Source organism: Aquabacterium lacunae, assembly GCF_004310865.1.
In the GTDB taxonomy this organism is placed as follows: domain Bacteria; phylum Pseudomonadota; class Gammaproteobacteria; order Burkholderiales; family Burkholderiaceae_C; genus Aquabacterium; species Aquabacterium lacunae.
In genome coordinates, this window is record NZ_SIXI01000003.1 from 432,380 (window position 1) to 444,840 (window position 12,461).

General features: G+C 68.7%; 11 protein-coding genes and 1 pseudogene. 5 read left to right on the forward strand and 7 right to left on the reverse strand.

Features of this window, described 5'->3' with window-relative positions; translation table 11 throughout:
• The 3 genes from EYS42_RS09345 to EYS42_RS09355 form a co-directional block, all read right to left on the reverse strand.
• The gene (locus EYS42_RS09345; RefSeq protein WP_130967881.1) at positions 1 to 1,362 is read right to left on the reverse strand and encodes a TolC family protein; all 1,362 of its coding nucleotides are present in this window, start codon (positions 1,360 to 1,362) and stop codon (positions 1 to 3) included.
• 107 nt (positions 1,363 to 1,469) lie between these two features.
• Complete coding sequence (locus tag EYS42_RS09350) at positions 1,470 to 1,853, reverse strand: hypothetical protein (RefSeq protein ID WP_130967882.1); 384 nt, start codon at positions 1,851 to 1,853, stop codon at positions 1,470 to 1,472.
• 20 nt (positions 1,854 to 1,873) lie between these two features.
• The gene (locus EYS42_RS09355) at positions 1,874 to 3,718 is read right to left on the reverse strand and encodes a DUF4153 domain-containing protein (protein ID WP_165456701.1); all 1,845 of its coding nucleotides are present in this window, start codon (positions 3,716 to 3,718) and stop codon (positions 1,874 to 1,876) included.
• Between the two features lie 94 nt (positions 3,719 to 3,812).
• On the opposite strand from EYS42_RS09355, the gene kefC reads away from it, so the two are divergent.
• The 4 genes from kefC to EYS42_RS17070 all read left to right on the forward strand — a co-directional run bounded on the left by kefC (position 3,813) and on the right by EYS42_RS17070 (position 7,213).
• Positions 3,813 to 5,678 carry a glutathione-regulated potassium-efflux system protein KefC gene (gene kefC / locus EYS42_RS09360; protein ID WP_130967884.1) on the forward strand — a complete coding sequence of 622 codons (1,866 nt, stop codon included), beginning with the start codon at positions 3,813 to 3,815 and terminating at the stop codon, positions 5,676 to 5,678.
• Between the two features lie 99 nt (positions 5,679 to 5,777).
• Positions 5,778 to 6,155: a thioredoxin family protein gene (locus EYS42_RS09365; RefSeq protein WP_130967885.1), complete on the forward strand. Its 378-nt coding sequence runs from the start codon at positions 5,778 to 5,780 to the stop codon at positions 6,153 to 6,155.
• Between the two features lie 43 nt (positions 6,156 to 6,198).
• Complete coding sequence (locus EYS42_RS09370; RefSeq protein ID WP_130967886.1) at positions 6,199 to 6,933, forward strand: cytochrome c biogenesis CcdA family protein; 735 nt, start codon at positions 6,199 to 6,201, stop codon at positions 6,931 to 6,933.
• Between the two features lie 127 nt (positions 6,934 to 7,060).
• Positions 7,061 to 7,213 carry a hypothetical protein gene (locus tag EYS42_RS17070; protein WP_165456702.1) on the forward strand — a complete coding sequence of 51 codons (153 nt, stop codon included), beginning with the start codon at positions 7,061 to 7,063 and terminating at the stop codon, positions 7,211 to 7,213.
• 22 nt (positions 7,214 to 7,235) lie between these two features.
• On the opposite strand, the gene truD is transcribed toward EYS42_RS17070, so the two are convergent.
• The 3 genes and pseudogenes from truD to EYS42_RS09385 all read right to left on the reverse strand — a co-directional run.
• A complete protein-coding gene (gene truD, locus EYS42_RS09375) occupies positions 7,236 to 8,258 on the reverse strand; it encodes a tRNA pseudouridine(13) synthase TruD (RefSeq protein WP_130967887.1) in 1,023 nt (340 codons plus the stop codon).
• A gap of 70 nt (positions 8,259 to 8,328) precedes the next feature.
• Positions 8,329 to 9,246, reverse strand: a complete 918-nt coding sequence (locus EYS42_RS09380; protein WP_130967888.1) for an alpha/beta hydrolase — start codon at positions 9,244 to 9,246, stop codon at positions 8,329 to 8,331.
• A 54-nt stretch (positions 9,247 to 9,300) separates the two neighbouring features.
• Positions 9,301 to 10,785: pseudogene (locus EYS42_RS09385) on the reverse strand (flavin-containing monooxygenase); the annotation flags it as partial.
• Positions 10,786 to 10,928: 143 nt separating this feature from the next.
• Here EYS42_RS09385 and EYS42_RS09390 point away from each other — a divergent pair.
• Positions 10,929 to 11,960: an AraC family transcriptional regulator gene (locus tag EYS42_RS09390; RefSeq protein ID WP_130967890.1), complete on the forward strand. Its 1,032-nt coding sequence runs from the start codon at positions 10,929 to 10,931 to the stop codon at positions 11,958 to 11,960.
• Positions 11,961 to 11,970: 10 nt separating this feature from the next.
• Here the strand turns inward: EYS42_RS09390 and EYS42_RS09395 are convergent, their stop codons facing one another.
• Entirely contained in the window at positions 11,971 to 12,453 is a 483-nt protein-coding gene (locus EYS42_RS09395; RefSeq protein ID WP_130967891.1) for a GreA/GreB family elongation factor, read from the reverse strand.
• Positions 12,454 to 12,461 lie beyond the last annotated feature (8 nt).

Consider the following 12,461-nt stretch of genomic DNA (forward strand, 5'->3'; position numbering starts at 1 on the left):
TCACGGGGCGGGCCGCGGCCACACCGAGGCAGCCTCAGGCATTCGCCCCTGCGCCTGAAGCCAGGCCGACCATGCGGCTCGGCACTCGATCTCGGCACGGGCCAGGGCTGCCAAGGCCTGGTGGGCCTCCTGTTCGGCCCGCAGGCGGGTGGGCAGGTCGGCCTCACCCAGTTCAAAGGCACGCACCCAGAAGCCTCGGGCCTCCTGGGCCAGGCGCGCCTGGTGCTGCGTGGCCTGCCACTGCGCCACCATGGCCTGCCAGCGGGCCTGGGCGCTGTGCCACTCGGCCTTCAAGCGGGTCGCGGTCTGGGCCGTGGCCGCTTCGGCTTCGAGCTGGTCGGCCTGGGCCTGGAGGCGGCGGGCCGGCGCCTCACCCCCGTCACCCAGGGGCCAGCGCAGGCCCACCGTGACACTCTGGCGCCAGGCCTCTCCGGCCTGCTCGCGGCCGCGGGTGCCCAGCACCGTCAGTTCAGGGGGCGCGTCGGCCGCCACGGCTTGCCACCGGGCCTGGGCAGCCGCCTCGGCCTGTTGCGCATGCGCCAGTGACAGCAAGGGGTGGCCCTCGGGCTGCGGCAGGCCTGGCTCGCCCTGAGCCTCGGGGCTCAGCGGCGGCATGCCGGGCTCGGGCTGGGGCCCGGACACCTCAGCCGGAGCACCCTGCACCAGCGGCTCGCCCGTCAAGGCCTGCAGGCTGCTCAAGGCCTGCTGGTGCCGGGCCTGCACCTCGGCCAAGGCCGCCTGGGCCTGGGCCACCGCCATGGCCGCCTGGTGCCCATCGGCCCGGGCCAGATCACCCGCGGCCACACGGCGGGCCACATCGGCATGCAGCCGCTGCAGGCCCTCCGCTCGGGCCTGTGCAGCCTGCGCATCGGCCTGGGCACGCCACACCGCCCACCAGGCCTCGCGCAGTGCCCCGGCCAGCTGCCAGCGTTCGGCCTGCAGGCGGGCGTGCCACAGCTGCAGGCTGGCCTGCGCACGCTGCTGGGCCAGGGCGCGCTCGCCCACCCGCCACACGGGCCAGGCCAGGCCGGCCTCGATCTCGCGGCGGCCAGCGGCCTGGTTGACCGCACGGGCCGGGCCGTCGCCCACGGCCTGCAGCACCACGGCAGGCGCGCCGGCCCACAGGCTCTGGGCTGCAGCCTGCTGGGCCTGGGCCGCCTGCAGCCGCGGCTGGGCGGCCACGGCCATCGGGTGGCGCGCCCAGGCCTGTGCCAGCAAGGCACCCAAGGCATGCTCGGTGTGAATGCCAGAAGAGGATGGATGGGGCGGCACAGGGGACGGGGGCGCCGCCACCGCCGGGGTGCAGGTCAGGGCCAGGCACAGACACCAGGCCACCGCCTGCGACACAACAGGTGTTCGCATGGAAAGCTTCTCCGAGAAAGAACCGCCAGGGGCGGGCTTTGGCGAAGAGGCAAGCCACCGGAGCGCCCGGCCATGGGGGCCGCGAGCGCGTGTTCACCCTTCGCCGCTCAGGCGAAGGCGTGCCAGTTGGGGCGTTCGGGGCGCGGCCCCGTGGGGGAAGGCCGCGCGGCTTCGCGGTCGGTGTTCAGGCCATGAGGCCCCACCGCAGCCAGGGGCTCGCGGGCCGCGGGCCACAGGGCCACGCCATGCCCATGGCAACCGTGGCAATGGGCGTGGTCATGGTGGCCGTTGGCCCCTGCATCGGTGCTGACGCCAGGGTCAGCAGGGGGGGCTGCCCGCTGGGCAAGGTCATGCCCGTGGTCGTGGTGCCCCAGGTGCTGAGCCACCGCAGACGTTGCCTGCGGCTCGTGCTGGCAGTACGGCGCAGCCACAGCCCACAAAGACTGCAGCGGCAACCAGACCATCAGGAACCAAGCCAAGCAACGACGCATGATGAATGTATTTTAGAGGCTCAGCGACACCCTGGTGGCAGCGGGGTGGGCGGCTGGTTCAGCCACCCGCCGTCATCCCGCACACTCACGGGCACATCGCCCAGGCGCAGCTCACGCAGCCGGGCGGGCACCACTTCGAAACGGCCCTCGCGCAAGCGCTCGACATGGGCTTCACAGGTGACCAGGTGCGCCGGCAAGGTGCCCACCAGCTGCCACACCTGCTGGGCGTCCTGGTCGAACAGCACCACCCGGGCACTGGGCAGCCGCTGCAGGATCAGCACCTCTTGCGCCAGGTCGTCGTCCATCTGCAGCAGCACGGCCTCGCACGCGGTGTCGCGCTGTGTCAGGCAGCTGGGCACGTCGGCACTGAATCGCGCCATGCGCCCCGGGGTGTTCCAGGAGGCGGCCAGGAACGAGTCCGGCAGGCTGGCTCCCTGAGGCCACACGGCCTTGACGTTGCGACGCAAGCCCGCGGCGTCCAGCGTGAGGTCGGTGGTGCGGCGCTCGGGCATGTCGTAGCGGCTCTTCCAGGCCAAGGCAGCCTGAGCCCCCCGTGCCGCAGCGGCCGCTTCGGCGGCGGGCACGCCGGCCAGCTCGCCCTTGGCCAGCGCGCGCACGGCTTGATCGCCAAACCGACCCGATTCAAAACGCAGGTAGCGGAAGTCGAGCTGGTCGGCGCGGATGCGTCCTTCTCGCAGGCGCTGCAGCTGGTCGTTCACCCCGATGCGAGACGGGTCGAGCAAGGGGGTGAACAAGGCCAGCAGGGTGACCAGGATCCACCAGCTCACGCGCACATTCACCCAGGCAATGGGCGCCAGCCAGCCGTTGGCGCGGCTGACGGCGGCCCAGGCGTAACCCAGCGCATAGCCCAAGGCCACCACCTGGCAGGCTGCGGCAATGACGCGGTCGGCGCTCCAGCCATGCTGGGCCACGCGCAGCGACAGCGCGTACACAGCCAGCCCGACCAGCGGCAACAGCAAGCAGCACGCCAGGCGGGCGCAGAACCGCACCGCACGGTTGACCTGCTCTGCCCGCTCGCCGTTTTGAAACGCCGTGTTGATGAGCACCACCAGCGACGCGGCCGTGACCAGGAGCACCGAGGTGGCCTGGCGTGTGGCCCACAAGGGCTCCAGCCCGGTGAACGGCAGGCTGGCCAGAAAGCCCGCGGTGAGCACCGTCACCACCGGCAGGATCCAGGACAACAGCACCAGCAGCAGGCCGCGGATGCCCCGCACGATGTCGGGCTTGACGTCGGTGAGGTGCAGGGCCCAGGCCATGGCCATGGCGCTGACCGGCAGGTTGAACCACAACTCGCTCAGCAAGGCCCTCAGAAACCTGAGCCCGATCAGGCCGAACAGCGCCGCACCCAACCACAGCATCAGCCACAGGGCGCCCACGAAAAACAGCGAAAACAGCAACTGGATGCCCAGCTTCCAGGCCTGGTCGAAATAGGTGGTGTAGCTGGCCACGCGCCGGCCGTCTTGGGCGGCACTGAGCACCAGCGCCTGCGCCATGAACAGGCCCGCCGAGATGAAGGCCCAGGCATTGAAACTGGGGAACACCGTGGGCGAACGGCCCTGGGGCACCGGCCCCATGCGCCACAGGTCATACACGGCCAGTGCGGCCACCACCCCGAGGGCCACGGCCACCCACTGCCCCCAGGCCAGCCCCGACAGGCGGCCCCAGGCACTGCCCCCCAGCAGCGGCAACAGCACCGACAGCATCAGCAAAGGGGCGAACCACAAGGGCTCGGTGGCGGGCCAGACCTTGAGGTCATGGCTCTGGTACAGCGCATACAGGGCCGCACCTTGCAGCAAGCCCAGCAGGAGGCGGAAACGGGGAATGTGAGGCGAGTCGGTGCGCAAGAGAGATGTCCCTGTCCAATGATGCTGCGTGGGCAGACCCCAGCCGGGGGCATTGGTTCCCGCCCGGGCGGCGGTCAATGAGAAGATCTCGGCCATGGAACACGTGCCCCACTGGCTGCTCAATGCGCTGATTTTCCTGACCGCTGCTGTGGTGGCAGTGCCTTTGTCGAGGGCCCTCGGCCTGGGCGCCATCATTGGCTACCTGGTGGCCGGCATCGCCATCGGCCCCTGGGGCCTGGGCCTGATCGCCAACGTGGACGCCATCCTCCACTTCGCCGAGTTCGGTGTGGTGCTGATGCTGTTCCTGGTGGGCCTGGAGCTGGAGCCTCAGCGACTGTGGCGCCTGCGTGGCCCCATCTTCGGGCACGGCGCAGCGCAGTTGGCGGGTTGCACCCTGGTGCTGGGGCTGGGAGGCCTGTTGCTCGGCTGGGGCCCCATGCCCGCGCTGATCGCGGCGGTGGGTCTGTCGCTCTCGTCCACGGCCATTGCCTTGCAGGTGCTGGGTGAGCGCAAGCTGCTGCCCACCCCGGCGGGCCAGACCGGCTTCGGGGTGCTGCTGTTCCAGGACCTGGCCGCCATCCCCATCCTGGCGCTGCTGCCGCTGCTGGCCACCCAGGGCCCACCGGGCCAGGCCGTGGACCTGCACACGGCCACGTGGGGCGTGGGCAAGGCCCTGCTGGCCATTGTGGCCGTGGTGCTGGGTGGGCGCCTGCTGCTCAGGCCCTTGCTGCGCTGGATCGCGGCCAGCCGCACCGCCGAGATCTTCACCGCGGCCTCGCTGCTGCTGGTGGCCGCGCTGGCGGTGGCCATGCAGGCCTTGGGCCTGTCGATGGCGCTGGGCGCTTTCCTGGGGGGCGTGCTGCTGGCCGACAGCGAATACCGCCATGAGCTGGAAACCGACATCGAGCCCTTCAAGGGCCTGCTGATGGGCCTGTTCTTCATTGCCGTGGGCATGGGCATCGACGTGGGCACCCTGATGGCTCAGCCGTGGGCCCTGCTGGGCCTGATTGCCGCGTTCATGGGCCTGAAGACGCTGGTGATCGCTGGCGTGATGCGGCGCGTGGAAGGCGACGCCCGACAGCGCCACGTGACCACCCTGATGCTGGCGCAAGGCGGCGAATTCGCCTTCGTGGTGTTCCAGGCGGCCAGCCCCGACGTGCTGCCGCAAGCGCTGGCCTCGCTGCTGACCGGTGCGGTGGCGGTGTCGATGCTGCTGTCGCCCCTGCTGCTGATGGGCCTGGAGCGCGTCTTGACGGCGCATTCGGGCGCCCAGGCACGCCCGCACACGGCGCCGACCTTTGCGCAGCAAACCCCTTGCGTGATCATCTGCGGCTTCGGGCGCTATGGGCAGATCGTGGGGCGCATGCTGGGCACGCAGGATGTGCGCACCGTGGTGCTGGACCACGACCCCGACACCATCGACAACGCGCGCGATTTCGGCTCCGAGGTGTTCTATGGCGACGCCAGGCGGCTGGACCTGCTCAAGACCGCCGGGGCCGCTACGGCATCGGTCATCGTGGTGGCGGTGGACGATGTGCAGGCCTCGCTCGACATCGTCGACACGGTGCAGGCGCATTTCCCGCAGCTGAAGATCGCCGCGCGTGCGCGCAATGTGGGCCACTTCTACCAGCTGATGGACCGGCAGGTGGACCTGATCGAGCGCGAGGTGTTCGACGCTTCGCTGATGACCGCCCGCGCGGTGCTTGAGACCCTGGGCTGGGACGCGGCAGACGCGGAACAGGCCCGCCAGCGGTTCCGCGAGGCCAACCTGCGCCTGATGGCGCTCACGCACCCGCACCACACAGATCGGGCCCGCCTGATCTCCGTGGCCAAAGAGGGGCGGCAGCAGTTCCAGGCGCAGCTGGCCCAGGAACGCGCAGAACGGGCCGAACGGGCTGAACACGTTGAACGGAACCAGACCCGGCAGAACCCGCCAAGCCTCCCTTCCGAGCAGCCCTGACCCCCCGCCCCAAAAGTTTGTCAGGTTCAGCAGGCTGGCCACGACAGAGCTCCTGCAGGCACACATGACCGCCTGTTTCCCCTGCCAAGGAGCTATTTCATGATCAAGACCCTGCTGATGACGGCCCTGACCTTTGTGGCCTCTCAAGCCTTCGCGTTGAACATCACGCCCTATTCGGCGCAGGCTCTGAAGACCGCGCAGACCGCCGGCAAGCCGGTGGCGCTGCACTTCCATGCCGACTGGTGCAGCACCTGCCGTGCGCAGGAAAAGGCCTTCCAGGGCATGAAGGGTGCCCCCGCCCTGAAAGACGTCACCTTGCTGGTGGTGGATTACGACCAGGAAAAGCCCCTGCGCAAGGCCCTGAAGGTGCGCAGCCAGTCCACCGTGATCGTCTACAAGGGTGAGCAGCAGACCGCCATGCTGGCTGGCGAAACCGACACCGCCGCCCTGCAGCAGGCCCTGAAGTCGGCCCTCTGAAACCGCCTCTGAAGCCCCCGAAGCCTCACGCACCGAGCCCACCATGCCCCTTGACCTGTCGTGGCCCCAGCTGGGCCTGAGCCTGGCCGCTGGCAGCCTGACCACCCTGTCGCCCTGCGTGTTGCCCTTGCTGCCCCTGGTGGTGGGCGGGGCCACACAGCACAACCGGCTGGCCCCGGTGGCCATGGGGCTGGGCATGGCCACCACCTTCGCCCTGATCGGCCTGCTGGTGGGCACCCTGGGCCCGCTGATCGGGCTGGACACCGACCACGTGCGCGTGGCCGGGGCCCTGATGCTGATCGTGCTGGCCCTGGTGTTCTGGATCCCGTCGTGGAGCGAGCGCTTTGCCCAGTGGGCCATGCCCCTGGCCAGTTCGGCGCAGAACGCCAGCGCGGGGCTGGATGCCAGCTCGCTGGGTGGCGCCTTCTTGCTGGGCGGTGTGCTGGGCCTGGTGTGGAGCCCTTGCTCGGGACCCTTGCTGGCCTCGGCACTGGCCCTGGTGGTGAGCGAAGGAGGTGCCCTGCCCGGGGCCATCACGCTGGGCGTGTTCGGCGTGGGTGCGGCCGTGCCCCTGGTGGCCGTGGCCTATGCCTCACGCGCCGGTTTCGCCCGCTGGCGCGACCGCGCACTCCACAGCATGGACCGTGTGAAAAAAGGCTTTGGCGGCCTGCTGGCCCTGGCCGGGGTGGCCATCTTGATGGGCTGGGACAAGCGCCTGGAAGCCTGGGCCGTGGGCTTCCTGCCCGAGGCCTGGCTGCGCCTGACCACCGCGATCTGAGCCTTCAGGGCTCAGCAGCCACGCCTGGGTCGACGTTCAGCGTCAACAGGCCAGAAATGGCCCGGCTGGCTGGCAGCCTGCGCGGGCTGGTGTTATGGTCGGCACACACTCATCAGAAAGCATGCCCATGGCCAAGCCCAACTACCAGTTTGAAAAACGTCAGCGCGAACAGGCAAAGAAGCTGAAGAAGGTGGAAAAGGCTCAGCGCAAAGCCAACGCAGCCCCCACCGACGCCGCGCCGCATGAGCCTGCCAGCCAGGCAGAGCCCACCGCCAGCTGACGCACCCCAGGGGTAGAGCACATCACGCTGCGGGCTCAGGCTCGCCCTCGGCGTGCCGCTCGGGCTCGGTGGTCTGCAAGATCTCGCACAGCACCGACGTGGCGTACTGACCCGCCGGCAGGCTGAACGCCAGCACCAGCTGATCGGCCTGCGGCCATTCCCAGGTCATGTCCTGCGGCAGGGCCACCAGGGCGCGACGCTCCTGCTCCAGCCCGGCGTGCTCCATGCCATCACACAGGGTGGCGTGGCGCTCGGCCACCTGGCTTTCCAGCGCCAGGGCCTGGTCGGTGCTGGCCACACGGCCTCGCCCCCAAAGAGGCCCGGTGGGTCGGCCTGAGGCATCGGGCACATCGCCCGGCACGGTCTGGCCCCACAGGCCCTGCGCAATGCGCAGCCCCAGCACCTCGTTGAACACGAACGAGCGCACCGCCGACAGGAAGATGCCTTTCTTCTTCGGGTTGCGCACCCGAATCTCGCGGGCCAGCATGGCCCGGCCCTGCTCGACATTGGCGCCATCAAAACCGAAGCGCTGCGCGCCGAAGTAGTTGGGCACACCCTGCGTGGCCACGGCCTTCAGGTTGGCCTCGATGGCCTCGCGAGGCCCCACCACGTCGCGCAGCACCAGGCGGAAGCGATTGCCCTGCAGATCACCCGGGCGCAGCTTTTTCACGTGGCGGGCTTGCGCCAGCACCTTGAACTCCGGGTGCTGAAGCAGGGTCAGGTCGGGCGTTTCACCGGCCTTGCCCGTGGGCAGGTAGATGCTGAACCATTGCCGCGTGATGGCGTGGCGGTCTTTCAGGCCCGCGTAGCCCACGTCTCGCTCGTCCACGCCCGCGGCCTGGGCCAGCTGCTGCGCCACGTAGGCGGTGTTGGCGCCATTCTTTTCAATGTCCAGCCAGAGGTGCTCACCCTCGCCCGAAGGCAGCTGCAGCGGCAGCTCGGTCACGATGAAGTCTTCGTTGAACTGCTTCAAGGTGGCGCTGGCGCCCGTGGCCGGGTAGGCATGGGGCCATTGCGGCAAGGCATGGCGCGATGGGGAAGACATCAGGGGGCGTGCGGCAAGGGTGCGCCGAGTTGGGGGGCAAGGCTGCATTGTCGCAGCCGCGCACGGCCATTCAGCGGCGCAAGAACTTCAGCTGATGCGCCAGCATCTCCGGGAACAGCGGGTTGAAGTAGGGGTCGAAGTGGTTGGCCGCCACCTCGATCACCTGCACGTTGGGGTTGCCCACGCGCTTGACCTTGTCGGACACGAAAGGCGCCACCGTGTCGCCCGTGGCCCCGATCATCAGCATCGGGATCTTCACGTCTTTCAGGCGCAGCCAGGGGCGGTAAAACGGCATGGTCAGCACCGAACGCGCGGCCACGCGGTTGTCGTACTTGTGATCGGGGTGGGCCGCGAGGGCCGCCCGCATCGCGTCCATGCCACCGTCGCGGTCCATGGTCCCGAAATCGCCTTCTTCCGCCAGCGTCGGGATGAAGATGGGAGCACCCGGTTTGATCTGGTCGAGCACACCCAGACCGATCATTTTCACCAGCCGGCCCAGGGGCGTGGCGAGGGTTGCCGCCAGGCCGTCGAGCATGGGCACCTGCACGATGGCGCCCTTCAGCTCGGGATGCTGGGTGGCCAGATCGACCACGTGCCCGCCACCGAAGGAGGTGCCCCACAGCGTGATGTCATGCGCCAGCACCTGCGGTTGCGCCTTCAGGTGCGCCAGGGCCGTGTCGGCCACCCGCGTGCGACGCCAGGGGTTGATGCCCTGGCGCGGAAAGCCACCGCTGTTGCCCCACCCGGGGTAGTCGAACTCCATGACCGCGTAACCGGCCTCGACAAAGCTCAAGGCAAACGACGAGGTCAGGGCCATCTGGATGCTGCCCCAGCCGCCCACCACCAGGATGGCCGGCAGCTGCACGTCATCCGGCGCGTCCTTCGGCAGGTACAGCGTGGCAGCGCACAAGGCGCCCTCGGCCATGAAGGTGGACTTGATGGTGCGGGCGCTCTCCAACGGGAGGTTGGGGTAGATGCGTGTGGTCATGGGGAACTTCCGGAAGTCGTGGGGGCGATTGGGGTGGCGCGCCGTTCAGCGGCTGGGACGCACGGCGGTGAACCGGTAGGCACTGAGCGAAGAATGCCGCGTCAGCCAGCGGTAGCCGAAGGTGAAACCCGGCCAGTTCGTGCTGTTGTGCCCGTTGGCATCGACATACCAGCTCTTGCAGCCTTGCCACACCGTGGCGCGCAGGCGCTCCTGCACGGTGGCGTTGAAGCTGGCGTGGCGCTGTGCATCGACCTCGACCTCATCGGCACCGGCATGCTGTGCAGCCTTCATGCAGCGCAGCACATGCGCGATCTGGCTTTCCAGCATGTAGATGATCGAGCTGTGACCCAGGTTGGTGTTGGGCCCGTAGAGCATGAAGAAGTTGGGAAAGCCCGGCACCGTCATGCCCAGGTAGGCCTGCGCACCCTGGCGCCAGGCGGTGTTGAGCTCCAGCCCCTTGCGACCCGTGATCAACATGGGCGCCAGGAACTCGGTGGCGGCAAAGCCCGTGCCATACACGATGGCATCGGCCGGGTGGTGCTGACCATCGGTCGTCTCGATGCCCGTGGCCGTGATGCGGCGAATGCCCTGCGTCACCAGCTTCACGTGGGGCTTGGCCATGGTGGCCAGGTAGTCGTTGGACAGCAGGATGCGCTTGCAACCGATGGGGTAGTCGGGCGTGAGTTGCGCGCGCAGTGCGGCATCGGGCACCTGGCGGCGAAGCAGGCTCCGGAAGGGCATGCCCACGGCCAGGTCCATCAGACCCTTGATGCGCGTGAAGCCGATGGCGCGGCTTTCGTACTGGGCATAGATGCGTGCGCGATGCAGCTTCATGGTGATCGGCAGGGCCCGGAACATGGCCTTGCGCCAGCTGGCGTAGGGGCCATCGGGGCGCGGCAGGATGTAGGCCGCCGAGCGCTGGAACACCGACAACTGGCCCACCCGGTCGGCAATGGCCGGCACGAACTGGATGGCCGAGGCCCCGGTGCCGATCACGGCCACGCGCTTGCCGCGCAGGTCTTGCGAGTGGTCCCAGTGGGCCGAATGGCAGACCGGCCCCTGGAAACTGTTCATGCCCTCGATCTTGGGATACACCGGACGGCTGAGCTGGCCGGTGGCCGTGACCACATGCCGCGCCTGCAAGACCTGCCCGTTGGTCAGGGTGACCGTCCACAGCGCCAGCGACTCGTGGTAACTCGCAAAGGCCACTTCACTGTTGAACCGGATGGACGACAGCAAGCCGTATTTGCTGGCGCAGTGGCGCAGGTACTGGTGGATCTCGTCCTGGCGGGCGAACACGCGCGACCAGTTGGGGTTGGGCTCGAACGAGAACGAATACAGGTGCGAAGGCACGTCGCAGGCCGCGCCAGGGTAGGTGTTGTCGCGCCAGACGCCACCGACGTCGCTGCGCTTTTCCAGGATCAGGAATTCACCCAGGCCAGCCTTCTTCAGGGCAATGGCCATGCCGATGCCCGCAAAGCCGGCGCCGATGATGAGGGTGTGGAAACTGGTGCGGACTGATGGACCGGGGCGTTGCATGTCTGGAACCTCAAGATGCGACGAGGGTGGTGTCGTCGACCGCGGATCATGCGCAAAAGCACCGACGCCGGGAATGTTGCGGCAGGTCAAAGGCTTTATGATTTGGGCCAAACCCATCGGTATTGACCCTGCACGAGCCCCTTGTGAACTTCTGGGATTTCAAGCGCAGCACCGCCAGCGTGCGGCTGCTGGTCGAATTTGGCCAAGAGCAGGGGCTGGATGCCACCCGCCTGCTGGCCCGCTCGCGCCTGAAGCCCGCAGACCTGTCTGACCCAGTCATCGAGCTGGAGGCCGAGCAGGAGCTGTGCGTGGTGGCCAACCTGCTGCGCGCCTGCAAGCAGCCCGGGCTGGGCCTGGACGTGGGCATGCGCTATAACTTTGCCCTGTACGGCCTGTGGGGCTTGGGCCTGATCAGCAGCGCCACCGCAGGCGATGCCTTGGCCCTGGCCTTGCGCACCATTCCCCTGACCTTTGCGTTTTGCCGCATCTCGGGCGCCATGGACGGCGAGCTGTTCGCCGTGAACTTCGAGCCACCCGATGTCGAGCCTGCGTTGCAGCGCTTCCTGGTCGAACGCGATGTGGCCGCCGCCTCACGCCTGATGAAGGAAACCCTGGGCCCGGCCTTTGCCCTGAGCCGCTTCACCTTCCAGCACGCGGCCGAACGCGGCGCGGCCAGTGTGGACGAGCTCACGCGCATGGCCGGCATCCGCCCCGAGTTCGGCGCCCGCCGCAACAGCCTGTGCCTCGCCCCCCAGCTGCTGGCGCTGCCACTGCCGCAGGCCAACCCCGTGACGGTGGCCATGTGCGAGCGCGCCTGCGACGAGCTGATGGCCAAGCGCCGCGCCCGCCTGGGCACTGCCGAATGCCTGCGCCAGTACCTGGCCGCCGCCCCCGCGCAAGCCATGCCCGACCTGCCCCAGGCCGCGCGTGCGCTGGGACTGAGCGAACGCACCCTCAAGCGCCGGCTGCAGGAAGAGGGCCTGAGCTACCGCATGCTGCTGGCCGACGTGCGTGGCCAGCAAGCGCAAGGCCTGCTGAACGATGGCACCTTGTCATTGACCCAGATCGCCGAGCACATGGGCTTCAGCGACCTGTCGAGCTTTTCTCAAGCCTACAAGCGCTGGTTTGGGGTGGCGCCCAGCGTGGGGCGTGGTCAGTTGCCAGCGGCCCGCTGAACCTGCGGCCTTACTTCACCCACAGCACCTCGAACACCTGCCGGCCTGCCGCACCGGGCAGGGTCACCTCATCGCCCTCGCATTTGCCCAGCAGGGCCTGTCCCAGCGGCGCCTCGGTGCTGATGACCTGCACCGCCTGATCACCGCAGGCCAGCTTCATGCTGCCCCCGTCTGGCCCCAGGAACAGCCATTGCTGCTGCCCCGCAGCGTCGACCAGGCACACCAGGGCACCCAGCGCAATGCCCTGCCCGGCGTCGTGCGGTCGCGGGCGAAACTGGCGCCACAACGCGATGGCCCGGCGAATGGCCTCTGCGCGGCGTGCCTGGCCTGTGGCCAGGTAAGCCGCTTCAAGCCCCAGCGTGTCGTACTTGTTTTCAGCGATGTTTTCTTCGTGGGTGGCTGTTTCATGGGCCACCTGCGCCGCATGCTCGGCCTGGTGCAGGGTGTCGGTCAGGTGGGAGAGCACCTGCTGCACGAGGGAGGTTTTGTCCATGGTGAGCA

Excerpts from the sequence above, each read along its gene's own strand:
- EYS42_RS09345 (WP_130967881.1), bottom strand. The coding sequence starts at position 1,362 with ATGCGAACACCTGTTGTGTCGCAGGCGGTGGCCTGGTGTCTGTGCCTG.
- EYS42_RS09350 (WP_130967882.1), bottom strand. The coding sequence starts at position 1,853 with ATGCGTCGTTGCTTGGCTTGGTTCCTGATGGTCTGGTTGCCGCTGCAG.
- kefC (WP_130967884.1), top strand. The coding sequence starts at position 3,813 with ATGGAACACGTGCCCCACTGGCTGCTCAATGCGCTGATTTTCCTGACC.
- EYS42_RS09365 (WP_130967885.1), top strand. The coding sequence starts at position 5,778 with ATGATCAAGACCCTGCTGATGACGGCCCTGACCTTTGTGGCCTCTCAA.
- EYS42_RS09370 (WP_130967886.1), top strand. The coding sequence starts at position 6,199 with ATGCCCCTTGACCTGTCGTGGCCCCAGCTGGGCCTGAGCCTGGCCGCT.
- EYS42_RS17070 (WP_165456702.1), top strand. The coding sequence starts at position 7,061 with ATGGCCAAGCCCAACTACCAGTTTGAAAAACGTCAGCGCGAACAGGCA.
- truD (WP_130967887.1), bottom strand. The coding sequence starts at position 8,258 with ATGTCTTCCCCATCGCGCCATGCCTTGCCGCAATGGCCCCATGCCTAC.
- EYS42_RS09380 (WP_130967888.1), bottom strand. The coding sequence starts at position 9,246 with ATGACCACACGCATCTACCCCAACCTCCCGTTGGAGAGCGCCCGCACC.
- EYS42_RS09395 (WP_130967891.1), bottom strand. The coding sequence starts at position 12,453 with ATGGACAAAACCTCCCTCGTGCAGCAGGTGCTCTCCCACCTGACCGAC.